This window comes from Halarsenatibacter silvermanii, assembly GCF_900103135.1.
Taxonomy (GTDB): Bacteria; Bacillota; Halanaerobiia; order Halanaerobiales; family Halarsenatibacteraceae; genus Halarsenatibacter; species Halarsenatibacter silvermanii.
Window position 1 is genome coordinate 83160 of record NZ_FNGO01000005.1, and the last position, 22540, is coordinate 105699.

Below are 22540 nucleotides of genomic sequence, written 5' to 3' on the forward strand. Positions count from 1 at the left end.
AACCTTTACCTCCCCGATTCATTTTCATAAAATTGCTGCAGAATATCCCACTGATAAAAGTTGATATTTATCAGCATATGCAGTTCATCATCATAGGTATTTATTACAAAATCCTCTACCTGATACCGAAAATCTTCCTCATCAATCATACTCAAGAAATTATAAAATGATCGATAATTGCCAGCGAGTGATAGGGTATAAAGATAACCATCTTCTGTTTCCTTTGAATCGCTGTTTCTCAGCCTGAGATCAACCTCCTGAATTTTATTTTCCAGAATATCCATAGCTTTCTGTTTATCGTAAATATCCAGCTCAAGCAGATCTTTCATTTCCTCCTCCCTGTAATCAATTTCTGCCTGAAGATTTCCAACATCTCCCAGCTCCTGCTCCCTATCTCTTATTTCTTCTCTCAGGCTGGATATTTCTTCGTTCAACTCCTGTTCCGCCTCTATCATGGGATTATACATAAAAATATAATAAGCAGCTGCAATCAGCACCGCCACAACAATATAAGGTATTATTTTAGTGAAACCGGATAAACTTCCGATTTTTTTCATGGTAAAATCTCTCCCGTTTCCAGAGCCAGTTCAATTTCAAAAAGCCATCTATCTCCCTGCTCCTCCGTTTCAATCACTTCCAGGCTGAAAAATTCAGTTCCGTCGATATCTTCAGCAAACTGGAGAAGCTTATCTTCATAAAATGAACTGCCGGTTATATGCATTTCATCCGCAGAAAAATTGAGCTGATCAAATATAATCTCATCTGGAATAAGCCTGCTTAATTCTCCCAGGCCAGCCCCCAGATTATAACGATAAACTTCTAATGCTTCGAGCTCATTCAATTTTTCCCTGCGCTTTAAAAGTTTTTCATACTCATCGTATTCCGCAAAAAGAATTTGTCTTTGTTCCTGAAGAGTTTCTTTTTGCTCCTCCAGTTCCGTTATCTGCTGAGAATTAAAGTGATAATGAATCACTGGAATAAGCAGGGACAGAATGATGAGCAGGATCCCAATTTTTCTGGCCAGTGATTCTTTTCTTCTGTGCTGGTCATTCTCCTCGCCGAACAAATTACCCCTCATCAAAAAGCACCTCACTTATCACCAGGCCTAAAGCTCTGGAAATCATATTCTTATCCTCTCTATAAAATTCTCTCTGTTCCTGGGATTTTTGATTCATTTTCACTTCGATATCTTCCAGCGGATCTATCAAAGATATATTATAATCCATTCTGTCAGCAAGATAATCTCTTAACCCCTGCAGTTTAAAACCGCCCCCTGTTAAGTATATATTTTCAACCGGCATTTCGGGGAATTTATTGTTCTGCTTTTCCAGAGCTTTTTCTATCTCCTCTTTAAGCTTTACAGCTATTTTTTCAGCTTCAGAATTTTCTTTTATCTTTTCCGTGTTCAAAGCTGATTTCATCTGCGATTTATCCTCTTCATTCCAGCCCCTCTTTTTATCTTTGGTAATCCAGGCTAAATCTTCTCCACCCAGTCCAGTGATCCTGTCCAGAAAAAAGTCTCCTTCTGCTGCTATTGTCACTCTCGAATTGACCGTATCCATATTTAATATCAGAGCAGCATCGGCCAGTTTATTTTGGTAGCTCAAAAGTGAAATCAAAGCCAGGCTCTGAAAATTGGCTACCTGTGGATAAAATGAACGTTCTTCAAAAAGATTTTTGTAACCATCGAGAACACCTGTGGGAATCGCCAGGAGTAAAATTTCCCATGTATCCTCTTTTTTGTCCAGAATTATATGATCACAGTATACATCTTTGGGAAACAAACTAAGATGAGCTTCGAGCATATTATTTATTACCGTCTTAAGATTTTCCTCATCAACACCGGATATCTGCATTCTATGTAAAAATTCCTGCCCGGGTGCAGGGGAAATTATAAATTTCTCTTTTTTACAGGGGGATTCCTGAAGGAGATTGTTTACTGCTTCTTTTAGGATAGATTTATTGTCAATAATTCCATCATTAATAACTCCCGCAGGAATTCTCTGTTTGCGCCAATCATATAAATGCACTTTACCCCTCTCCACACCGCAGTGAACCATGTTGAGGCTATTGTGGGCGAAATCCAGTGCTGTATAATCACTTTTCTTTTTAGAACTAAAAGGATTTATTGGCAAATCTACCATCTCCCTCGCCGTCCTGATAATTCTACGTCTAATTTTAATTATTCTGGAAGATTAATTGCTAATCCTGCATATAAAAGTAAAGTATTTTTCCAGAATAGAAGGAGTTAAGATGAACTTCTAGAATAATTTAATTGAGCAAAGATAAATTTACTCTAAAATCTGACTAAAAACTTGTAAAATTACCCCCATTATCATAAAATAAATTGTAGGGAGGAATTTCAATAATGTCCGGATTCTCTTCTCCTGCATAAGTTTGACTTCAGCATCATACATAAGTTAATCAGCAGTTTATCGCCCCTCTTTTTATCATCCGCTTATTCGCACATCATAATTTTATTTTATGAGGAGGAATTAAGATGAAGAAGATATTTATATTAACATTCTGTCTGATTTTTTTGCTAGCATTTACCGCATCCGCCCAGCCTCAACCACCTCAAATATTTCCTGCTTTTGATTTAGATTTAAATTACTTATCTGTGGATATTACCCATCAATTTGAAGGCGATGGTATGACCGAACATATTCAAGATATTATTATTTTTCATGATGGCAAAGAAGTGATAACCCAGAGTCCGGGAAGACAGCTTGAAGAAACTGAGACTTTCCTTTACTATATGCCTGCTGTTACCCAGGGAGACGAAATCAAGATTGAAATAGAGAGCAAAGTAGCCGGCGGTGCCTCGGTCACCTTCCAGGTCAGAGGAGATTATTTAACCGATAATGTGGTAGAGTAATAATTAAAAGCAAACATCATATATCATAATAGATCATAAGAAAAGCCCAACTGCAGAACAAAAATTAGCAGTTGGGATTTTTTATTCTTTTCAGATACCGCACTGATAACAAGAAGAACCATTTTACACTAAGCGCCCGCCTCATCACTGCAGCCTTCCCTGGTTTTGCTTTCATCTATAACGGTCACCGGCACCGGACATCTTTTCAGCAGCTCAGCAGCTACGCTGCCCATCTGCTGGTAATTATCACGCTGCCCGCGGCCGGTGCCCATAAAGATATAATCAGGTTCATATTCACGGGCCAGATCCAGCAGTTTGCTGGCGGGATTTTCATCCCGGGGTGTTATCAGCCTGTGTTCTATATCCCTGAGTTTTTCCAGCTCATTTTTAATCTCCTGATTTGTCAGCCCGGCCTCCCCTGTTCTGACATTGACCACCAGCAGTCTGGCATCCAGCTGACGGGCTATTCTGCCAGCTTCCTTTAAAGCCATGCGCGCCGAGCTGCTGCCATCCAGAGCTACCAGCAGTTCGTATTCTTCTTTTACATTGATTCTAGTGGGGTCAATTTTGCCTTTTTCCAGCCAGCGGCCGGCAAAAAAATCTATGCCCCAGGCACCCAGGGGAGCAGTAATCAGGATCGACAGAACCGAAATAGCCAGTATATATTCACCCTGAGCCATCCCCGCAGCAAGCGGTATGCCTCCGATAGCAGCCTGTACGGTGGCTTTTGCTGACTGCCCTATAACCAAAAACCCTTTTTCTCGGCGAGAAAAACCCGAACCTACTGCAGCAAGATACATGGCCAGCGAACGTCCCAGAATTAAACCACAGCCAATGATAAGCAGTCCCATCAAACCGGCGGAAGCCATAACATCGAGATTGACAGCAGCTCCAATCAGAACAAATAGAAAAATTTCGGCTACCTGCCAGATTTTATCGACCTCTCTGCGCAGCCGTCTGGCCAGAACAGTATCGCGTTCCAGAATGGTAAATCCCATGGTCATGATAGCCAGGAATTCAGAATAGGGGAGAAAATTTTCTCCCAGCAGAAGCACCATAGCCAGGCTCAAAGCAAGAATTAGTTCTGACATTATACTCTCTTCGACCAGATCGGTGCTGCGCAAAATATATTTGAGCAGCAATCCGGCCAATCCACCAAAAAGCAGTCCCAGTATTATGTGCAGAGGAATGTTGAGCAGCTGTAAAACAGGCCTGCCCCCCATTTGATTTGCTGCTAAAGTCATTGTTAAACCGAACATGGTAACAGCAAATACATCGCTTAAAGTCCCACCGGCCAGAATTAAATCAGGAATCCCCTTTTTGACTCCCAGACCCTGAGATTTTAATTTGAGCATCATCGGGACCACCACTGCCGGTGAAGCGGCGCAGATTATCCAGCCCAGCACCCAGCTAACAGGCCAGCTCCATCCCAGTAAAAAGCGGGCTGCTGCTGCAACTACACCAGCCTCCAGCAGGGGCGGCAGAATGCCCAGCCTTAAAGCCACATCACCGCGAGAAAAAATCTTATCGCGATCAAGTCCCAGGCCTGCTTTAAAAAGAATAACCAGCAGTGCCATCAGCCTGATCTCACCGGCATACTCCATTATGACAGCCGGCAGCAAGCTGTAAAAATGAGGACCTATAAAAATGCCGGCCACCAGCATCCCTACAAGCGGTGGAAGTTTTAATCTTCTGGCCACTTCTCCTGCAGCAAATCCTATTATCAGTATCAGCAATAATCCTTCCAGCATTTTTTTACCTCCTTGACCGGTAAATCCGTTTCCTGGTTTAAATTGTATCCGCTCAAAACAAAAAGACCCCTGTTCCGTAATTATCCCCGGTTAAGCAAGATAACTGCGGAACAGGAGCCATCAGCCGTGCGTTACAAAAAATTTAAAAAAAATCAGCGGCAGTTGCGGTGAGCTCCATCACCTGTTGAATTTTTACCTTACACTGACGTTATTATAACACAAGCCTGTGCTTAATTAAATACTTATTTACAGATATGTTTTTTTAAATGCTCTTCTCTCTGCCACTCTTCGAGGAAACTAAAAATTTGATTATTATTTATATCCTGATGTAATTCATAAGAAATATTGCCGTCTTCCTGTCTGGTTTTAGCTATTAAGTTTTCAGTTTTTTTCTTGAATTCATCGATCTTATCCTCCTGAACAATAAGTTTCGCCACTACTTTAATCATATAATCACCTCATTAAAGATCTCTGCCGCCATAATGGCGGCAAATTTTTCTTATTATCTCCGAACGTGTGGGATTGGGCCAGAGGCATCTCTGCCAGTCTCTGCAGCTGAATTTCCTCCTGCACAGCTGCTGCCAGCAGACCGTGAACCTCCTCAAGACCTTCACCGGCCAGATGAGCACCGACCACAGTACCCTCCATCTCATCGATTATGAGCCTGGCCAGACCTTCCTCTTCGCCTGCCGCCAGGGCCCTGAGATTGTGAGCAAATGTCAGACTCAGGGCTGCGAATCTATCCTCACCTCTCACATCCTCCTCTCTGAGACCAATACCGGTCACCCGCGGAGTGCTGAAGAAGACATAGGGAATATGGAGATAATCAATTTCAGTCTTCTCCCCCAGTATGGTGCCGGCTGCCACCCGGCCCTCACTCATGGCAGCGCTGGCCGATGACATTCCTCCCACCACATCACCGGCCGCCAGTATGCCGGGCTGTGAGGTCTGCATCCTGCTGTCCCGGGAGATAAAGCCCTCTTCATCGAAGTCGAGCTCCAGATCAGCCCCCAGATCCGGCAGCACAGGTTTTTGAGCTCCTGTCAGTATTAGGACCTCAGTCTCGATATGACCTCCCTCCAGCTCCAAAAGGAGCTTATCCTCTCTTTTCTCGAAGTCCTCAACTGTGTTTGATGTTTCAATTTCGATACCGCGCTCATCGTAGTTCTCTCTCATAAACTTCGCAATCTCGCCATCGGTATTGGGCAGGATTCTCTCTTTTTGCTCTATCATCGTCACCCCGGCCCCCAGCCGGTCGTAGAGGCTGGCAAACTCAGTTCCCTCAACATCTGCTCCCACTATCGCCACACTCTCGACCTCCAGCCAGTTACCGGCCATTACCTCCTCATAGGTGATTATGCGCTGTGATTCCGCCCGGGAAAAAGCCAGCGGAGAAACCGGCCTGCTGCCGGTGGCCAGAACTATATTCTCCACCTCCAGCTCAAGTTCATCCTCTCCAGCAATCTCAACACGCCCGGCTGCAGGTATGCTGGCCTCACCCCTGTATATTTTTACGCCTGCCTCCTCCAGATCGGACCGCCAGCTGGACTGGGCCCTCTTTTTCCTGCCGGCGACGAGATCCTGCAGATGATGAGGAGCTTCAGCACCATATCTCTCCCCGGCCGAAATAAGCACTTTGGATATAAAATAACCGCTGTTGACAGCTCTGCCGCCGGGAGCTGACTTTTCCACCAGTGCTGTCCTCACACCTGCGGCAGCCAGCTTTTCCGCACATGCTCTGCCGGCGGGACCGCCTCCGATTACAGCTGTATCATAGTTCTTCATCTTCAATACCTCCCAGAAAAGAATACTAATATTTATGACTGGAGCAAATAATATTGCCTGTTCCAGATGTCATTCCAGTGACCGCATGATTTAAGATGATGAATTTTTTGTTTAAAGCTCAAAATCTATTATCGTTGAAAAGTAGCTTTCAAAATCCCCAGTTTCGTCAACTTCAATTCCAACATCATAGTCTCCAATTTCATAATCATCGTAAAATCTCTCTTTATAGTAACCCCAATCATCATAATTGAAATCAAGGTCTATCTTGCTAATATTCCATTGCCCATTTTCAAAATCAGAAACAAAATCATATAGCTCTTCGCGATTATAATTACCCTCACCTAAAACTGCTCTTAAAGCTACATCCATGGTTTGTACTGCAAAATGCCGTCTGCTCAAAAATTCGTTTGTAGAGTTAGTGCTGCTTAAATTTTCTTCTAATCCTACAGAAATTCTAAATTTATTAGTATTAGGATCATCTTCAGTTGCTTCGGATGTTGGAGGGTTGGCTATAAACAAATCTATGCCAGTCCCAAAATCAATATCATATATATCGCCATCAATTCCATCCCAGCCAGGTGCATTGCGTGGTTCGATATCTGATGTATCTAACTCAATGTTAGACCACCAATCATCGGAGTACTTGGCACTATCGATGTCATCCATATCATCCTGAATGTTTTCTAATGTGTAGTTCCACTTTTTAACAAGAGGCTCTTTAAAGCCAGTTTCATCGCCAAATATACTATAAAATATATCTTGTTCTGGATAGAGATCAATATATTCACCCATCTCTGCAAAGCCTTTTTCTGATTGAATTATATTTTCTATTTCATCCTCAGCTTCTTCTTCCGCCGTTACTTCTTCCTCTTGGCGGCTAAATCTTGCTTTAACTGCTTTATCCTCTTTTACTTCTTCCAAAATAGCTTCATCGCTATCAATTTCTTCTTCACCAATTTTCCATACATCCAATTCCCACTCATCCTCAGGTTCTGCTTCAATTTCAATATTCTCATTTTCATAGAACTTATGGGTGCCTGATGATGGTGTGATTTCTCTTTCTCCCTGAGCAACCCCCAAATTTACCTCCACTATATGTTCTTTATTAATTGTTTCAATTTCTCCTTCAATTTCTTCTCTGCTAAAAGAATAATCTTCATCATCATCCCAATATTCTAAAGCTCTCTCGTAACTATCTGCTGCTTCTGAATAATTACCTGCTTCTTGATATTCCCTGGCTTCTTCCACTTTACGTTCCACATTTTGAGGAAGAAAACCTCCAGTTATAAATATTAATATGAAGGTCATTAAAATTACTTTTCCAAGTTTTTTAAAGGCCTGTTTTCTATTTTTTTGTTTTATTATCTTTGGTTTAACCAATCCAGCGATTAGGGTAATAATACTTCCTAGAAAGACAATAATAATAATAGCCAGTAGAATTTCAGCATTAATTATTTCACTTCTTAATGTCATTAATAGAATTAAAATTATTAGAAATGCTATTCCCATCGTTTTCAGGCTGGTTTTTATTTTCATGGCTATTCTTGGACCAGACTTCTTATTACTATCACTTTTTGGTTTTACAAAACCATCTTTATCATATTCTATGTTTAATTCATCTTCATTTTCTTCTTTATTTGTATCATCTTCGTTTGTATCATCTTCGTTTTCGGTTTCAGAATTATCATTGTCCTCAGAATAAAAGTTCAACTCCTCACCGCAATTGTAACAATAATTAGCATCATCTTTGTTTTCTTCACCGCAATTTTGGCAATAAATAATATTCCCCCTCTCATCCTTAAAGCATACTATCTACAAACTCTTCTATCTCCTCTTCTGAATAACCTTCCTGTCTTAAGCTCTCTTTTACATTAGAAACAATCGCCTGTAAGTGGCTGTCCTTCTCTAACATCTAAACCAGCCTCCTTGTATTTAATATTCATCTAAATTCTCTCCCGCCACATAGATCAGATACAGCCTCGCAAATTTCTTAAAACTCTCGTTCTTTCTGACTCATTGAAACCAGCCTCTTAATAGTTTTATGGAAAACTCTCCCCCTACATGCTTAACTCCGATGTTCCAAGATTCTCACAGAAGCTGTCTTATTTATTTTTTTATCATAACTGCTTAATCTAGATTCTAACTCCATAAGCAATTCTTTTCTTTTTTCTTCGTCTTCTATTTCCCGAGAAAATTCCTCCAATAATTGTTCAGTTTCTCTACCATCAATATTTTTGTATATATTATCGTAAATTTCAGCCTGCATCTCTTTGTAACCTATAAATTTACTGGGGCCGAATATATCAAGCTTCTCATCATAATACCATCTTTTGAATTGACTTAACTTTTTTGTTATTTCAGTTCTTCCATTATTAAAAGCAGCTTCGAATCTTTTTAAATTTTCTCGAACTTCTTCTATGTTTTCAACTAATTCCTTTCTGCCCATTTTTTTATTTCCCCCTATTTGTTTTACTTTTATAATGTCGAAATAATCCTTCTTCGCACTGTTTTCAACTTCTATATGTTCTCTGTTTACCCCAGCATCCAGATTGCCTAAATTTTCAAGCCAATGATAATAAGTTGATGCGTGAATATATTTCCAGTAAGAAAGAAATACTGCTGCTCCCTTTTCTGCTTCTTTATTTAATTCTCTTGTGATACTCTTTAATGTTCTCCTGTATCTGCCAGTATATTGTTGATGGCCAATATTAAAAGCATAAATATAATCAGGCTCATCTTGACATGGATTTATTTCAGAAACTTCAATACTGGCATCTCTTATCTTTTTGATAGTTGAAGAAACGGCTATTCTGCTATCAATTCCATTTAATGAAACTCCCAAAGCAGTGGCATCATCAATTTCTTCTGCCATATTTCCATTTTCAATAATTACACAGGTCTCTCTAGACCTGCCTTCTCTAATTTCGAGTTTGCCGCTTATTACCCAGGGTATTTTTTTGCACATATCGAGATAATCAGCAGCTTTTTCATTACTTGAGTGGATGAATGACAGCGCAGGCAGAATCATAATATCAACATTAATTTGGCTGGCTTTCTCAATCATTTTATTGAGCCTATCTTTATATTTTTGTTTATCGTTTTTGTAGTTTTCAATTAATACATTTCTTAATTTCTTTCCTAAATTATCGTTTTCTTTTAGCTCTTTTTTTCTTATTCCTAGATCCAATATTGAACGAGCAACCTTAAAATTTTGATCTATACTCACAAAAATCCTCCTTAAGTCTTCACTCCTCCACAATACCCTTCTCCAGCAATTTCATGGCATCCTTATAAAAGAGCATATTGGTTTTCGCTAATAACTCCTGCTGTATCTTAGCCATATCACCGCTGTTACCCACTGGCACCAGCACATTCTGAGCTCCGTTATCCGATAACATGGCCACAGAATCGGAAAAATTTTGATTATCCAGTTTCACTCAATTCATCGTAAACCCTATCAAACAAATAATTAATAATAGCCTTTTGAAAGTCATCATCGTTCATCATTTTTATAAATATCTCCTGGTTCTGATCCATTCTCTTATGAGCTTTATCTTCAAACGCATCTTTAAAAGCATATTTGAAGTTGTCTTTGGAATTATTTTTGGCCTGGATTTCTAATCTCTCATCAGCTAACATATCTTCTTCTATTTGATCGACAAATAATTTATCAGCTTCAGTAAAATCAGTGCCAAAATGTTCATTGAAAATTTTTATGATCTCAGATAAAGACTCTTTTTCCTCTTCTTGTTGATCACCAGTACCTGCATCAGTAGTGCCACTTATATATTCGGTTTCACCTTCACCTAAAGAGAAATCCCCACTATTTGTCTGCTCTATTCTGTAATACTCCAGAGTTACTTCGTTATCAAGCTTAACCCTACTTATATCCCTATCCTTGGGTAACTTCTTCAGTAGAAATTTACCGTAATTATATAGCTTATGCAGCTCTGTATCATGCATATCATATATCTGCATGATAAAAGAATACTGGCGCACAAAGGTGGATAGTGTGCTTTTAAACTCCTGTTTTTCTTCAGGTTGTTTTTCTCTATATCTTTTCACCGCTGAATCAATATAGGAGTTTAGTAATGACTGATCCTCTGTATTTTGCTTCTTTTTGGGCTTGAAGAAAACTTTGTTGAATTGTTCAACCTCAGACTGCCAGTATATCTGATAGTCATCAAGTTTATACTTTAGATCAATTATTAAATTGGGATCGGTGGTTTCTTCCATCATAGTTTGTTCATAATAGGGCTTAAAGGCTTTTTGAATATCTTCAGCGTCATTGACAAAGTCCAGTACAAAGGTATCGTGCTTGCCCTCACAGGTTCTATTTAACCTGGATAGTGTCTGAACTGCTTTTAAACCTGAAAGTTTTTTATCAACAAACATGGTATGCAATAATGGCTCATCAAATCCAGTCTGATACTTTTCTGCTACAATTAACACCTGATATTGATCGGTTTTGAATTTACGTGGTAATTCATCTTCTGAAAAATTATTCATGCCGCTTTCTGTATACTCTTTGCCTGTATCTTCGTCTGTAACTGTTCCTGAAAAAGCCACCAATGTACCTATATCAGTGTAATTATTTTCTCTGATGTATTTATCGAAGGCTTTTTTATACTTTACGGCTCGTTTTCTAGAAGAAGTAACCAGCATGGCTTTAGCTTTGCCATTTATCTTGTTTTTTGTCTTTCTTCTGAAGTGCTCTATCATTATCTGCGTCTTTTGGGCAATATTGTGAGGGTGTAATTCCACGTATTTAGCTATTTCTTTTGTGGCCTTTCTTTTCTCCAGCTCAGGGTCTTCTTCAACTTTTTTTGCTACCTGGTAGTAAGTTTTGTAGGTTGTATAATTTTTCAGGACATCAAGAATAAAACCTTCCTCAATAGCCTGCCTCATTGAATATAAGTGGAAAGGTTCAGGTTTGCCCTCATCATTTGTAGTGCCAAACTTCTCCAGAGTTTTAGGTTTTGGGGTGGCTGTAAAAGCAAAGAAACTCAAGTTATTTTTTGGCCCCATTGCATCCAGGTCTTTTATTAGTTCGTCCTGATAATCCTCTATATCTTTATCTTCTCTCTTCTTCTCATACTCTCCCAAAACTTTATTGAGTGATTTGGAGAGTTCTCCACCCTGAGATCTGTGGCCCTCATCTACTATAACTGCATAATCTCTTTCGGGTATCTGCCCTATCTGGTCTAAAATGTAGGAAAATTTATGGATGGTGGAAATTATAATTTTAGCTCCTGCTTTTAGGGCTTGCGCTAACTCTTCGGAGCTTTCATCTATCTTTTGAACCACACCTGTTTTATGATTGAACTGATAGATAGTATCCTGCAGCTGCTGATCTAATATTCTCAGATCACTAATAACCACTATTGAGTCGAAAATTATTTCATCATTCGCGTCATGAAGTTCGCTGAAATGATGGGCGAGCCAGGATATAGTTATGCTTTTGCCGCTCCCCGTTGAATGCTGGACTAAATAATTATTACCCACACCCTTTTCCTCTACGTCTGCAGTTATTTTTCTAACCGCATCCAATTGATGATACCTGGGGAATATCATTATTTCATCAGTTATTTCCTGATTACCTTTTATTTCAGTTTCCTCTTTTATATACATGAATCTACCCAGGATATCCAATAGGCTATCTCGTTCAAGCACTTCACGCCAGAGATATTCTGTTCTATAACCATCTGGATTAGGGGGGTTGCCTGCACCGCCATCATGGCCTTTATTGAAGGGTAAGAATGTAGTATCTTTACCTCTTAACTCAGTAGTCATGTAGGCTTCATCGGGGTCTAAAGCAAAATGCACCAGAGATCTTTTGTTATAATGGAATATTAGCTCATTAGGGTTTCTATCTCTCTTATATTGCTGTTTGGCATCTTCTACTGTTTGGCCTGTCATGGGGTTTTTTAATTCTATGGTGATAATGGGAAAACCGTTGACAATTAGGACCATATCAACTGATTTATTATTGCGTTTGCTGTAGTGAAACTGTCTTGTTACCTTTAGTCTATTCTCCTTATATTTTTCTTCAATCTCAGGATTAAGGCCACTGGCAGGAGCAAACTGTACTAAATCAATATGCACACCTCTATCCTTAACCCCTGTCCTCAATACATCCAGCAAACCACGTTTTTTTATAACGCGATCTAAGCGATCTAAAAATTTAGTCTTATAATTTTCACCGTGGATATCTTTTAATCTTTCCAGTTTATCTGGCTGTGTGGCATCAATAAATTCAAATAAAGTTTTGGTGTCAAGGCCCCAGTCCTTATCAAAATCTTTTTCTTCTCCTTTTAAATATCCATTCTGTAGAAGATGATATTCAATTGTTTCTTCAAAACCAATCTCCTGTGTGTTTACAGGCATAAATTAGCCCCCTAATTAAGCTAAATCTCTCACATCAATCTTGCCAGTAACTGCTTTTGATATTAAGGTTTTGCGGTACTCTTTTAGATTATCAATTTGATTCTGGGTTTTAGATATCAAATTATCTATCTTTGCTGTTTTTTTATCGAGAAAATTAGATATAGATTTTTGTTCTTCGAATGGTGGCATAGTTATTTTTAGATTTTTGACTGTATTTTGGCTTATATTTTGTTGCCCGCCACCATAAGAATAAGATAAAATATTTTTTCTATTACTTAATAACCAATAATAAATAAACTTAATATTTGTCTTATCTTTTGGCTCATTAAGGGCACAACAAGCTTGATTAACAGTGGCTGGCATATTTAAAATTCCTAATTTACCAATAGTGGCTCCATACAAAGCCACCAACAATGTATTTTCTGGATACAGCTTTAAAGTGCTATAACTTTGTAAAGCCTTTCTAGTTATAGATTTATTGGTTTTATTAATATAGCAATTATTTAATTCAGTGGTATTAACCCAAGGAATTTCACCATTGTAATAATCTGTATTTGAAGAGGTTGGGGTTGTACCACTACCTATATCCTCATATAACCACTTTATTTTTACAGTTTCCCAATGCTCAGGTATCTTACCCAACCACTCAATGCCCGAATCTTTCATTGGCACATCGGGATTAAGCCCTTTTGTGACAGCCTCACTTATCATTGCCTGTCGTTTTTCTTCTAATAAATCTATAAGTTTTTCTTTTTTTTCAATGAGTTTATCTATCTTTTCTGTTTCCTGGTCTAGGAAGTTGGCTATTGATTTTTGTTCTTTATAAGGAGGTGACAACAACTTAATTTCTTTTATTTCGTTTCTATACAATTCTGTAAAAGTACTACCTTGCCCTAATGATTTCAGATATTTTTTCAATGCAAGCAACTGATAATAAAAAAAGTTGGAATCTATATTAGCTCCTCTTCTTATGAGACTATAACATCCTTGATTTGTTGCTAAATAATCATCCGCAATGGCTATATATCCTATTGGTGCTCTTTTTGAAACAATTAAGCTGCCCTTTTCGACAAGTGTAGCAGAAGAGTTACTTAAACCTGATTCAGAAAGTTTTCTTTTAGAATCAGAAATTTTTTTAGAGTTGATTTCACTTAAATCTTCAGGAGTAACCCAGATGATTTCTCCATTCCAATAATCCATGTTAGCACTTTCGGGGGTTCCTCCACTTTCAATTTTGAATAAATACAATAATTGGATTTCTTTCCAATGTTCAGGTATTTTCCCAAGCCACTCAATGCCCGAGTCTTTCATCTCAGTATACTCAGGATATGGCATTAACCCGTCACCTCTTCCAATAAATCCAATATCTCATCTTTTAGTTCATCTATATCATTATCTATTTCCTCAAGTGATCGCAATTCTTCGTATTCATAAAAATAACGAGTAAACGGTATCTCATAACCAATTTTTGTTTTTGAATAATCTACCCAGGCATCTTCTAAATGCGGTTCAATTTCTCTGGAGAAATAATCATTTATATCTTCTGTCAAAGGCACATTCTCTTTCTCTCTTAAGTCAGGATCAGGAATTGGCTCGCCGTCTTTATCTTTAGCAGGCTCAGCTCTTTCATCCTCCCAGCCAAAGGCATTGAATAAAGCTGTTCTAATATATTTATACAATCTTATGCTGACATCGGAAAAGACTTCTTCAATATCAGCAATAAAGTCTCCGTGATTTTTATACACATTATCGAAATCAAATTCATCTCTAAGCCCCTGTAAGATCTGTTCCTGCATCTCTTCTCCGTTCTTCCTTTCGCCAATTCTCTCAAAACCTTCCTTTTCTTTGAAAGCCTCTATTCTCTCTTCATTTACCTGATAGCATCTTCTTATCGGCTGCTCAACTGTGATGCGCTGATAACCAAACTCTTCATTTTGAAATATTTTGCTGTTATCAGTTTCCTCAAATTCACCGTAAATTCTGGTGATCTCGTCTATTTGTGCTTCGCTTATAAAATTCCTCTTATTGCCCTTGCTCTGACGCATCTCTTCATAATAATCTACTGCATTAATTAATTGAACCTTGCCTTCTCTTTCCTTGGTTTTGCGGTTGGTCACTATCCATATATAGGTGTTAATGCCTGTATTGTAAAATAGCTCTTCAGGTAACCCTATAATGGCTTCCAACCAATCATTTTCAATAATCCATCTGCGAATCTCACTTTCTCCTGAGCCTGCTCCTCCGTTAAATAAAGGAGAGGCATTGAAAACTATGGCTATTCTGCTGCCCTGTCCATTTGATTTCATCTTGGAAATCATGTGCTGTAAGAATAATAATGAACCATCATTTACTCGGGGAAGACCTGCACCAAATCTGCCGTCATACCCTAATTCGTCAGCTTCTTTTTCCACTTCATCTCTAATCTTTTTCCAGCTAACTCCAAAAGGCGGATTGGACAGCATATAATCAAATTTATTATTCCTTAGCTTATCATTGGTAAAACTATTGCCATATTTTATATTATTCACTGGTTCGCCTTTAATTAACATGTCGGCTTTACAAATAGCATAGGATTCTGGGTTCAGTTCCTGCCCAAACATTTTTAAGGTAGCATCGGGATTTAGTTTGCTCAAATAATTTTCTGCTACGGTAAGCATACCTCCAGTACCGCAGGCAGGGTCGTAAATTGTCCTGACTATGCCCTCCTTTTGCAGAAGGTCATTATCTTCCTCGAATAAAATATTGACCATCAATTTAATAACTTCACGCGGTGTAAAATGTTCTCCAGCTGTTTCGTTTGACTGTTCGGAAAATTTACGGATTAATTCTTCGAAGATATCTCCCATCTGCTTATTGGAAACCGTATCAGGATGTATATCAACCTCACTAAATCTCTGCACTATTAAGTACAATAAATCAGCATCGTTGAGTCTCTCTATATGTACTTCAAAATTAAAATATTCAAGTATTTCACGGGCATTTTTGGAAAAACCGTGTATGTAATTCATGAGGTTACTTTTAATATTATTGGGATCATCAAGTAACTTTTTAAAGTCAAAACGGCTTCTATTGTGAAAGTTATATCCTGCCGTTTTGTTCAGTATTGGATCTAAATTTTTAATACCCATATCTTCTAATTCTTTTTTCTTGGCTAAAACATCTTCTTTAGTTTCTTCTAATACACAATCCAATCTTCTCAACACAGTAAAAGGCAGTATGACTCTGCCATATTCTGATTGTTTGTAATCTCCTCTTAATAAATCGGCTATACTCCAGATGAAATTGACCTTTTCGCTGAAACCATTCAATATAGAATCCTCCTATATATAGAGTTTTAAACTTTCCTGCACTGTCATTATTTTCCGATCAAAATACACTCTCTTATTCTTTACTATCTGCCACAGAACAAATAATACCAGAAGAAGAGATAGGATGGCAATAACAGATTCTCTCATTGACTCACCTCAAACTCTTTATTCCTGCTATTATGTTCCCAGAGATTCTTGATTTTACTAATCTATATCTATTTTGTCCGCCACGTAATCTTTTGCTTTCAATGCCAGCTGATATGCCTCTTTTGCTTCTTCTTTAGTAGGTATTTCACCTATTTCTCTGGGGTATCTTACTTCCACTGCATAATCGTTCAATTTGGCCGCTATTTTATATATTTCTCCGGAAATATCTTCATCTTCACCTATTAAATCCAATAAATAAACTAAATTATGGCTCTTACCAAAATTAATATCCAGTTTAATTAGATAACATTTAAAATATTTTTCTACAGCTTGTTGACAATGAAAAGCAGTCATATCAGTAAGTCCTGGAGAATTATCCAATATAGTCTTCGCTGCTTTCAAATCATTTTCAGCTTTCTCAAACCATTGTTGTATTAATTTCTTCCTCTTCTCTGTCATAGATAACCTTTCCTTCCGTTAGAATTTTGCTGATAAAAGAATGTTTTTCTTCTTTCCACTCTTTTATTTCTTTAGGAGTGTAAACCACTATATCAACAGGTAGCTTTAAACCTCTCAACTCCTTTAATATTTTTCTGCCCCTTCTATGACTGGGCAGGTCAGTTTCCTTAACAATCAGAAGATCCAAATCACTGTATTTATCAAAATCGTCTACGGCATAGGAGCCAAAAATTATTATTTTTTGAGGGTTTGTCTTCTCCACTATTCTATTTACAGCTTCTCTTATTTTCTCCTCGGTAATTACATTTTGATAATTCATTTTCTCACCTCATATCCATCTATTAAATAAGCCTGTTATCCACCTATTTGTTTGCTTTCTTCTGCTTACATTAGTATCATATTCTCCAAAGTTACCAGTCCCAATTTTCATCCCAGATCTTCTTTAATTTCTGCTATTTTCTCCAGCACATCTGGCAGGTCTTTATTTGCTGTATTCCAGACAACCTCTAAATCTATTCACCGTAAGTCTATTTACAACAGCATCCTGCTTCTCCTGACTTTGCATAAACGCTCTTTTATTAACATTGCTGATATAAATCCATAATCAATTCTATAGAATCCTCTATATCACTGAGATATTCAAAATCTCTCCTCCTATTCATATAATCTTCTCCTCTTCTCTAAGTACTCTCTCTTTCAATCCCTCTCTCCTGGAATAATTAAGGCCATTATAGGTATTTATATCCACTTCCAGCCCTGTAGCCTCCTCTATATCCTGCTTTAATCCCACCAGTTCAAAAAGACTACTTCTGTTTAATTCCACCAAGATATCTATATCGCTCGCTTTATCTGCTTCCCCTCTGGCATAAGAACCATAAATTCCAGCTCTTTTGATATTATATTCCTTTAGTATCTCTTTTATCTTCTGTTTTGCAGTTTCATCAAGTTTCATAGTGGTTCTCTCCTTATAAATTTTTCCTACACTAACTCCACTCTGACATCAGCTTTATTTTCGCTGCAGTTATGACAGTACCATAATCTATCGGAATCACAACTATTTTGGATAGGTTAAAACTCATCTTCCTCTACTACGGCTCGAGTAGCATTATTCCACTTCATGGCTTCATATATTGCTCCGCAGGCTCTGCATCTAAATTGCATTTTTCTCGAGAATCAGATAATACCAGCTCATCTCCCACTTCAAATATCTCATACTTGCCCTTACTGATATTTCTCTTATAATCATAATTACAGATTAGCTACATAGCACCATCTAATTTATTACATAATAGTAATAAATAATAGCACAGATATTCTCCATTTTTCTCTACCCGCCCAGGCCTACATACTATTATAACGGGTATATATGGCTCTTTCACGGCTTCAATTTCTTTTATGATGAAGATATATTGGATCAATAGAGATTGTGTGTTTAGGGGGGTGAGAGGACATCTGTTATGTCAATTATCATGGAGTACTGGCGAACAAGTTAAAATTTCTGCAGTAATTGCTTCTGAAATGTATTCTTTTCATATAATTCAATATACTTTCAGTAAAACCTTCATTATTTATAAATTGAGAAGGTTAATAGCGCAATCACCCTTGACAACCTATTCGTTAAGCCCGGGTGTAATGAAAGATAAAATATAGATCTTCGCCACGGATTTTGCCTGGAGCATTCTTTTTCTCGTAAAAAAAAGTTTTTTAGAAATAAAAATAACCACCCTTCAAGTTAATTTTGGGTGGTGTGTGAACCTAAATAACCAAAATAAAAATAATAATGGAGCCGATGAGGGGATTCGAACCCCTAACCTGCTGATTACGATTCAGCTGCTCTGCCAGTTGAGCTACATCGGCTTTTAAAATTTATATTCATTTTTGTATTCCAGTATCCACTTTGCCGCGGGACAATTATAACACGAATTTTATCGCAAAAGCAACCCCTTAAACCGCGAAGCTTTCATGATATATATCTTCTCTGGAAATTCCTTTTTCATCCAGTATATCGTAGGCATCAGATACCATGGCTGGAGTGCCGCACATATAGACCCCTGTGTTCTCTTCGATTTCCAGATCTTCGAGAATATGAGTAACATAACCTTCAGGATAACCGTTTGTGCGCGGTCGAGACAGAATATGATGATAATCGAACTTATCGTTTTCTTCAGCAGCGCTGGTAAAAAAGTCATCATAGACAAGATTTTCTTCATATCTCACGCCGTAAAGCAGTGTTGCTTCACCATCGTACTCTTCAGGATGATCTTCAGTTAAAAATTTCTCCACAGTTGACACAAAGGGAGTAATCCCGATGCCATTGGATATCATCAGCAGATGATCATAATCGGTGTCGATGGTGATTTCCTCTCCGAGCGGCCCCTTAAGCTCAACCCTGTCACCTTCAGAAAATTCGGAGAAAATAATGCTGGTCCCATAGCCCTGATCGATCTTTTTAATTGTCACGGTAACTTCAGAGTTATCCGGCGCAGCAGATGATATGGTATAAGCCTTATAAATCTTCCTTTCCGAATCTACTTTCCACAAAAGAAATTGGCCGGGGTGAAAGTCCATTTTTCCAGGGTCAATCAACTCAAAGGTATATTCGCGCACATCGTCTTTCAACTCATTGATCTCAGCTATGCGGGCATCAAAATACTCGTAATTCTCATAACCCTCAAGATCAGCATTCGCCCGAACTGCGGCAGCTTCCTCGCTGTCAGCCATCTGCAGAACATCAGCCGGGCAGTTTTCAACACAGGTTTTGCATCTGATACATTTTTCGGCCTCAAATTGATTATGCTCATCATATTCTTGAAAATCCTGATATGGGGTAAGCTCCATAGGACATACACGGGAACACTGGCCGCAGGAAAGGCATTTTTCCGGGTGTTCTATAGTCACTTTCTCATCTCGACCCGAATTTAAATTGAATGCCTGACCGATTTTGTAGAAAAATACCTGCATTGTTCCCATAGGACAGAACTGACACCATGTACGGGAATTTATGGCAATACCCAAAAGCCCCCCGGCAATGACCACCATTAGATAAGTCCGGGCAAAGATAAATCCGAAGCTGTGATGCAGGGGAATCTCCCCTATAGTAAAAATCGCCTCAGCAATGCGCGATGACATATTATATATGAAATAAATAAGCACCAGCCCGATGGTGATTTTAGATTTGAATATATTCGGAATTTTGCTGCTGCGGCTGACTCTCATAACCAGCTCATCAAAAAAGCTGCCGTGCGGACAGAAATTGCCACACCAGTATTTACCCTTCATCAGGCTCATAATTATCATGGCAGCCATTATAGGAGGCACCAAAAGCCCCAGATGTGGTAAGAAATGTCCTCCAATTCCGATCAAAAGCGTAACCGTCCAGCCGTAATCCCTAACCCAGCTGAAAGTTCTGTCGGTCTTAATATTAAAAGAAACATCGGTTGCTTCGCTCACCTTCTATAAAACCTCCTTATATTTTTTTAATTTATTGTTATTCAACTTTCATGCTGGACTCATATGCTGCAGCTGCTGCCGCTTTCAGGGGCATCACGGGCAGGTACACTGGATATATTTGTCAGAGTAAGTTTTTTGAATTTCCAGAAGCCTGTAACATCGATGCTCAAAGATAAATCTTCATCTTCCCTGACCAAATTTTTGGCCACATAAATTATAATATCTGCGCATTCTTTGCTGACAAAATGATCTTTCATTTCATCATCCGGAACTACAGCCTGTACCACAGGCTTTACCATCGTACTTCAGCCCCCGCCTACCTCTTTAAGATGAACCGTGACCTCAGAAACGTCTTTCTTTTCGAGATACTCCGCCGCAGAATCACTCATCTTAACTGTTATCCGTTCAGCTGATACAGTTTCACTACCCATAATAATCCTCCCCAATTTTTTATTTTGATCTATAAACTATTCAATGAACAGCTACCCGGCGTATACTTCAATACCTTCCACGTTAAAAATCTTAACATATTATTTTTGCTGCTTGCACGTAAATGGATTACAAAGTGGCAGCCCATTCATTAAAAAAATAAAAAAAGACCGGTCTCCCGGCCTCAGGCTGTTTAAAAATAGTTTTTCTCCAGAACAGTTATTGAAATTGTCATATATGCTGAATTACCAGATCAGCTTATACCTTTTCAAGTCAACGAATATTTAACTTTTTCCAGCACACTGTATTTCTCCAGAAGTTTCATTACAGACACACCCAGCATGCCTACAGCCACAAATTGACCGATTCCCACATAAAGAACCGTGGCAGGGTAAGAAACTCCCATCACCAGGTGCAGAATAAAGGCCACTCCAAAAGCGTTTATCACAACCGGAGGAATAGCAGCCGTTATTAAGCTTCCGGCCCGAGCTGTCAGCAGACCGGCCACCAGCGTCAGTCCGGCGCCGAAAATAATGTCGATCAATCCCAGCCCACCAAAAGCATTGGCAATCATTGCTCCAATCCAGAGTCCTACAGCTGCCCAGCCCCCAAAATAAAACGGGAGCAAGGTCAAAAGCTCAGAAATCCTGACCTGAATCGGACCATATGATATCGGATGAGCTGAAAGTGTTATTGCTGCATAAAGCCCGGCCAGAAGACCTATCCGGGCTATAGTTCTGGTTTTCATCTGTTAAAACTCCCCTTAATCAACTTAATAATATAATTTCACAAAAAATAGCCTTATAGCTTGATCAATCTGCTCACCAGTCATCAAAATCATCATAAACCTCGTCTTTTATCTCCAGCCGCCAGTCGCCCGTGGCTCTTATCTCAAGATAATATTTGCCCGATTCATTTCCAGTATAAATGCCTTCGCCTCCCCGGCTGGTATTCGCAGCCGCATCGATTCTATCTCCTTCCTCATCATATACATAAAGCCGGAAAATCCTTCCGCGGGATTCCCAGCGAACTTCCCAGGGCGACTCCAATTCGTAGATGTCAGTGACCTGATCATCATCACCCCGGTATCGAGCGGGAAGGTCATTATTATCATCATTTTCTTTGAGCTCGTAAATCTCCTCGGCCAGCTCATCAAAGGCAGAAAGCCGCGAGACTTCGCTGCTTATTCTGCGAATATGGAGTATTTCATCGATGAGTTCATCGAGTTCAATATCATCCATATCATCTATCTCCGCAAAATCTAAACCCCGGGCTGACCCGGCAGGTACGACCAGCAGCAGCGCCAAAATAAGGAGCAGAACTGCCGCCGGCTTCAACCGGCTGCCGGCGGAAAAAATATCATCAAAAATTTTTCTCATTTTACAGCTCCTCCTCACCTTCGCTATCTATCTCCTCATCTATCTCAACATTTTCAAAAACATCATCAACGAAATCGCGAAACTGTTCTCGCTCCTCTTTAACTTCTTCAGTCACGTTTTCATCTTCCTGAACAATCTCCTTGCGCACCAGGGCTCTGTGGGCCACTTCATCGGCTATATAAATAGGCGTATCGGTCCTCAAAGCCATGGCAATGGAGTCGCTGGGCCGGGCGTCGAAAGTCAACTGTTCGTCCCCATGGCGAACAATAAACCGGGCATAGAAGGTGCCATCTTTAAGATCATTTACGATAACTTTTTCCGGGCTGGCGTCAAAGGAGTTCATCACCTTTTTCATAAGATCGTAGCTTATGGGACGGGGAAGCTCGATATCCTTAAGTGCAACCATTATGGCCTGAGCTTCTGCATGACCCACTCCTATGGGCAAAATACCGGACCCGTCCTCCTCCTGCAGGAGTATTACCGGCGTCTGACTGTCTGGATTTACGCCAACCGCTCTCACGTAAACTTCACGCATATTTATTACCTCCCTTCCCGGGAAAATTTCTG

23 protein-coding genes, 1 tRNA gene, 1 pseudogene and 1 riboswitch are annotated in these 22540 nt (G+C 39.1%); of the genes and pseudogenes, 1 reads left to right on the forward strand and 24 read right to left on the reverse strand.

Annotation, left to right across the window (positions count from 1 at the left end):
• Window positions 1-5 precede the first annotated feature (5 nt).
• The 3 genes from BLT15_RS03920 to pilM are packed head-to-tail and all read right to left on the reverse strand — an operon-like array spanning window position 6 to window position 2144.
• The gene (locus BLT15_RS03920; protein WP_089758882.1) at window positions 6-557 is read right to left on the reverse strand and encodes a hypothetical protein; all 552 of its coding nucleotides are present in this window, start codon (window positions 555-557) and stop codon (window positions 6-8) included.
• Complete coding sequence (locus BLT15_RS03925; RefSeq protein ID WP_143423008.1) at window positions 554-1078, reverse strand: PilN domain-containing protein; 525 nt, start codon at window positions 1076-1078, stop codon at window positions 554-556. The genes BLT15_RS03920 and BLT15_RS03925 overlap by 4 nt, the downstream gene beginning before the upstream one ends.
• Window positions 1068-2144 carry a pilus assembly protein PilM gene (gene pilM / locus BLT15_RS03930; RefSeq protein ID WP_089758887.1) on the reverse strand — a complete coding sequence of 359 codons (1077 nt, stop codon included), beginning with the start codon at window positions 2142-2144 and terminating at the stop codon, window positions 1068-1070. Before pilM ends, BLT15_RS03925 begins: the two co-directional genes overlap by 11 nt.
• Before the next feature lie 356 nt (window positions 2145-2500).
• Here pilM and BLT15_RS03935 point away from each other — a divergent pair, with 356 nt between their 5' ends.
• Window positions 2501-2878: a hypothetical protein gene (locus BLT15_RS03935; protein WP_089758889.1), complete on the forward strand. Its 378-nt coding sequence runs from the start codon at window positions 2501-2503 to the stop codon at window positions 2876-2878.
• Between the two features lie 128 nt (window positions 2879-3006).
• Here BLT15_RS03935 and BLT15_RS03940 read toward each other — a convergent pair whose 3' ends face one another.
• From BLT15_RS03940 to BLT15_RS04025, 21 genes and pseudogenes are all read right to left on the reverse strand, one after another.
• On the reverse strand, window positions 3007-4629 hold the full coding sequence (locus tag BLT15_RS03940; RefSeq protein WP_089758891.1) for a cation:proton antiporter: 1623 nt from the start codon (window positions 4627-4629) through the stop codon (window positions 3007-3009).
• A 104-nt stretch (window positions 4630-4733) separates the two neighbouring features.
• Window positions 4734-4820: riboswitch (Fluoride riboswitch) on the reverse strand.
• Between the two features lie 51 nt (window positions 4821-4871).
• Window positions 4872-5078: a putative quinol monooxygenase gene (locus BLT15_RS03945; RefSeq protein WP_089758893.1), complete on the reverse strand. Its 207-nt coding sequence runs from the start codon at window positions 5076-5078 to the stop codon at window positions 4872-4874.
• Window positions 5079-5082: 4 nt separating this feature from the next.
• Complete coding sequence (locus tag BLT15_RS03950; RefSeq protein ID WP_089758895.1) at window positions 5083-6414, reverse strand: dihydrolipoyl dehydrogenase family protein; 1332 nt, start codon at window positions 6412-6414, stop codon at window positions 5083-5085.
• 111 nt (window positions 6415-6525) lie between these two features.
• A complete protein-coding gene (locus BLT15_RS03955; protein WP_234985494.1) occupies window positions 6526-8124 on the reverse strand; it encodes a tetratricopeptide repeat protein in 1599 nt (532 codons plus the stop codon).
• 3 nt (window positions 8125-8127) lie between these two features.
• A pseudogene (locus BLT15_RS13810) lies at window positions 8128-8226 on the reverse strand (zinc-ribbon domain-containing protein); the annotation flags it as partial.
• 253 nt (window positions 8227-8479) lie between these two features.
• The gene (locus tag BLT15_RS03960; protein ID WP_089758899.1) at window positions 8480-9640 is read right to left on the reverse strand and encodes a hypothetical protein; all 1161 of its coding nucleotides are present in this window, start codon (window positions 9638-9640) and stop codon (window positions 8480-8482) included.
• Window positions 9641-9659: 19 nt separating this feature from the next.
• Entirely contained in the window at window positions 9660-9851 is a 192-nt protein-coding gene (locus BLT15_RS03965) for a hypothetical protein (protein ID WP_089758901.1), read from the reverse strand.
• Window positions 9838-12801, reverse strand: coding sequence for a type I restriction endonuclease subunit R (locus BLT15_RS03970; protein ID WP_089758903.1), 2964 nt, complete (start codon window positions 12799-12801; stop codon window positions 9838-9840). The genes BLT15_RS03965 and BLT15_RS03970 overlap by 14 nt, the downstream gene beginning before the upstream one ends.
• A gap of 15 nt (window positions 12802-12816) precedes the next feature.
• A complete protein-coding gene (locus BLT15_RS03975; RefSeq protein WP_089758906.1) occupies window positions 12817-14136 on the reverse strand; it encodes a restriction endonuclease subunit S in 1320 nt (439 codons plus the stop codon).
• A complete protein-coding gene (locus BLT15_RS03980) occupies window positions 14136-16109 on the reverse strand; it encodes a type I restriction-modification system subunit M (protein ID WP_089758909.1) in 1974 nt (657 codons plus the stop codon). Before BLT15_RS03980 ends, BLT15_RS03975 begins: the two co-directional genes overlap by 1 nt.
• A 12-nt stretch (window positions 16110-16121) precedes the next feature.
• The gene (locus BLT15_RS13620) at window positions 16122-16256 is read right to left on the reverse strand and encodes a hypothetical protein (protein ID WP_268762224.1); all 135 of its coding nucleotides are present in this window, start codon (window positions 16254-16256) and stop codon (window positions 16122-16124) included.
• 57 nt (window positions 16257-16313) lie between these two features.
• Window positions 16314-16715 (reverse strand): HEPN domain-containing protein, encoded by a 402-nt coding sequence (locus BLT15_RS03985; RefSeq protein WP_089758911.1) that lies wholly within the window; start codon window positions 16713-16715, stop codon window positions 16314-16316.
• The gene (locus BLT15_RS03990) at window positions 16675-17034 is read right to left on the reverse strand and encodes a nucleotidyltransferase domain-containing protein (protein ID WP_089758913.1); all 360 of its coding nucleotides are present in this window, start codon (window positions 17032-17034) and stop codon (window positions 16675-16677) included. The genes BLT15_RS03985 and BLT15_RS03990 overlap by 41 nt, the downstream gene beginning before the upstream one ends.
• A 339-nt stretch (window positions 17035-17373) precedes the next feature.
• A complete protein-coding gene (locus BLT15_RS03995; protein WP_089758915.1) occupies window positions 17374-17667 on the reverse strand; it encodes a nucleotidyltransferase family protein in 294 nt (97 codons plus the stop codon).
• Between the two features lie 829 nt (window positions 17668-18496).
• Window positions 18497-18572 (reverse strand) — tRNA-Thr (locus BLT15_RS04000).
• An 87-nt stretch (window positions 18573-18659) separates the two neighbouring features.
• Entirely contained in the window at window positions 18660-20165 is a 1506-nt protein-coding gene (locus BLT15_RS04005; protein ID WP_089758917.1) for an FAD-binding oxidoreductase, read from the reverse strand.
• 59 nt (window positions 20166-20224) lie between these two features.
• Window positions 20225-20464 (reverse strand): hypothetical protein, encoded by a 240-nt coding sequence (locus BLT15_RS04010; protein ID WP_089758919.1) that lies wholly within the window; start codon window positions 20462-20464, stop codon window positions 20225-20227.
• A gap of 6 nt (window positions 20465-20470) precedes the next feature.
• Window positions 20471-20596 carry a hypothetical protein gene (locus BLT15_RS13625; RefSeq protein ID WP_268762225.1) on the reverse strand — a complete coding sequence of 42 codons (126 nt, stop codon included), beginning with the start codon at window positions 20594-20596 and terminating at the stop codon, window positions 20471-20473.
• Between the two features lie 266 nt (window positions 20597-20862).
• The gene (locus tag BLT15_RS04015) at window positions 20863-21342 is read right to left on the reverse strand and encodes a QueT transporter family protein (protein WP_089758920.1); all 480 of its coding nucleotides are present in this window, start codon (window positions 21340-21342) and stop codon (window positions 20863-20865) included.
• Between the two features lie 73 nt (window positions 21343-21415).
• A complete protein-coding gene (locus BLT15_RS04020; RefSeq protein WP_089758923.1) occupies window positions 21416-21973 on the reverse strand; it encodes a hypothetical protein in 558 nt (185 codons plus the stop codon).
• Window position 21974: 1 nt separating this feature from the next.
• A complete protein-coding gene (locus tag BLT15_RS04025; RefSeq protein WP_089758925.1) occupies window positions 21975-22508 on the reverse strand; it encodes a bifunctional nuclease family protein in 534 nt (177 codons plus the stop codon).
• Window positions 22509-22540: the final 32 nt, after the last annotated feature.

Coding starts and splice junctions, on each gene's coding strand:
- pilM (WP_089758887.1), bottom strand. CDS start 2,144: ATGGTAGATTTGCCAATAAATCCTTTTAGTTCTAAAAAGAAAAGTGAT.
- BLT15_RS04020 (WP_089758923.1), bottom strand. CDS start 21,973: ATGAGAAAAATTTTTGATGATATTTTTTCCGCCGGCAGCCGGTTGAAG.
- BLT15_RS04010 (WP_089758919.1), bottom strand. CDS start 20,464: ATGGTAAAGCCTGTGGTACAGGCTGTAGTTCCGGATGATGAAATGAAA.
- BLT15_RS03940 (WP_089758891.1), bottom strand. CDS start 4,629: ATGCTGGAAGGATTATTGCTGATACTGATAATAGGATTTGCTGCAGGA.
- BLT15_RS03935 (WP_089758889.1), top strand. CDS start 2,501: ATGAAGAAGATATTTATATTAACATTCTGTCTGATTTTTTTGCTAGCA.
- BLT15_RS03950 (WP_089758895.1), bottom strand. CDS start 6,414: ATGAAGAACTATGATACAGCTGTAATCGGAGGCGGTCCCGCCGGCAGA.
- BLT15_RS03985 (WP_089758911.1), bottom strand. CDS start 16,715: ATGACAGAGAAGAGGAAGAAATTAATACAACAATGGTTTGAGAAAGCT.
- BLT15_RS03920 (WP_089758882.1), bottom strand. CDS start 557: ATGAAAAAAATCGGAAGTTTATCCGGTTTCACTAAAATAATACCTTAT.
- BLT15_RS04025 (WP_089758925.1), bottom strand. CDS start 22,508: ATGCGTGAAGTTTACGTGAGAGCGGTTGGCGTAAATCCAGACAGTCAG.
- BLT15_RS03995 (WP_089758915.1), bottom strand. CDS start 17,667: ATGAAACTTGATGAAACTGCAAAACAGAAGATAAAAGAGATACTAAAG.
- BLT15_RS03970 (WP_089758903.1), bottom strand. CDS start 12,801: ATGCCTGTAAACACACAGGAGATTGGTTTTGAAGAAACAATTGAATAT.
- BLT15_RS03975 (WP_089758906.1), bottom strand. CDS start 14,136: ATGCCATATCCTGAGTATACTGAGATGAAAGACTCGGGCATTGAGTGG.
- BLT15_RS13625 (WP_268762225.1), bottom strand. CDS start 20,596: ATGGGTAGTGAAACTGTATCAGCTGAACGGATAACAGTTAAGATGAGT.
- BLT15_RS03945 (WP_089758893.1), bottom strand. CDS start 5,078: ATGATTAAAGTAGTGGCGAAACTTATTGTTCAGGAGGATAAGATCGAT.
- BLT15_RS03925 (WP_143423008.1), bottom strand. CDS start 1,078: ATGAGGGGTAATTTGTTCGGCGAGGAGAATGACCAGCACAGAAGAAAA.
- BLT15_RS04015 (WP_089758920.1), bottom strand. CDS start 21,342: ATGAAAACCAGAACTATAGCCCGGATAGGTCTTCTGGCCGGGCTTTAT.
- BLT15_RS13620 (WP_268762224.1), bottom strand. CDS start 16,256: ATGAGAGAATCTGTTATTGCCATCCTATCTCTTCTTCTGGTATTATTT.
- BLT15_RS03990 (WP_089758913.1), bottom strand. CDS start 17,034: ATGAATTATCAAAATGTAATTACCGAGGAGAAAATAAGAGAAGCTGTA.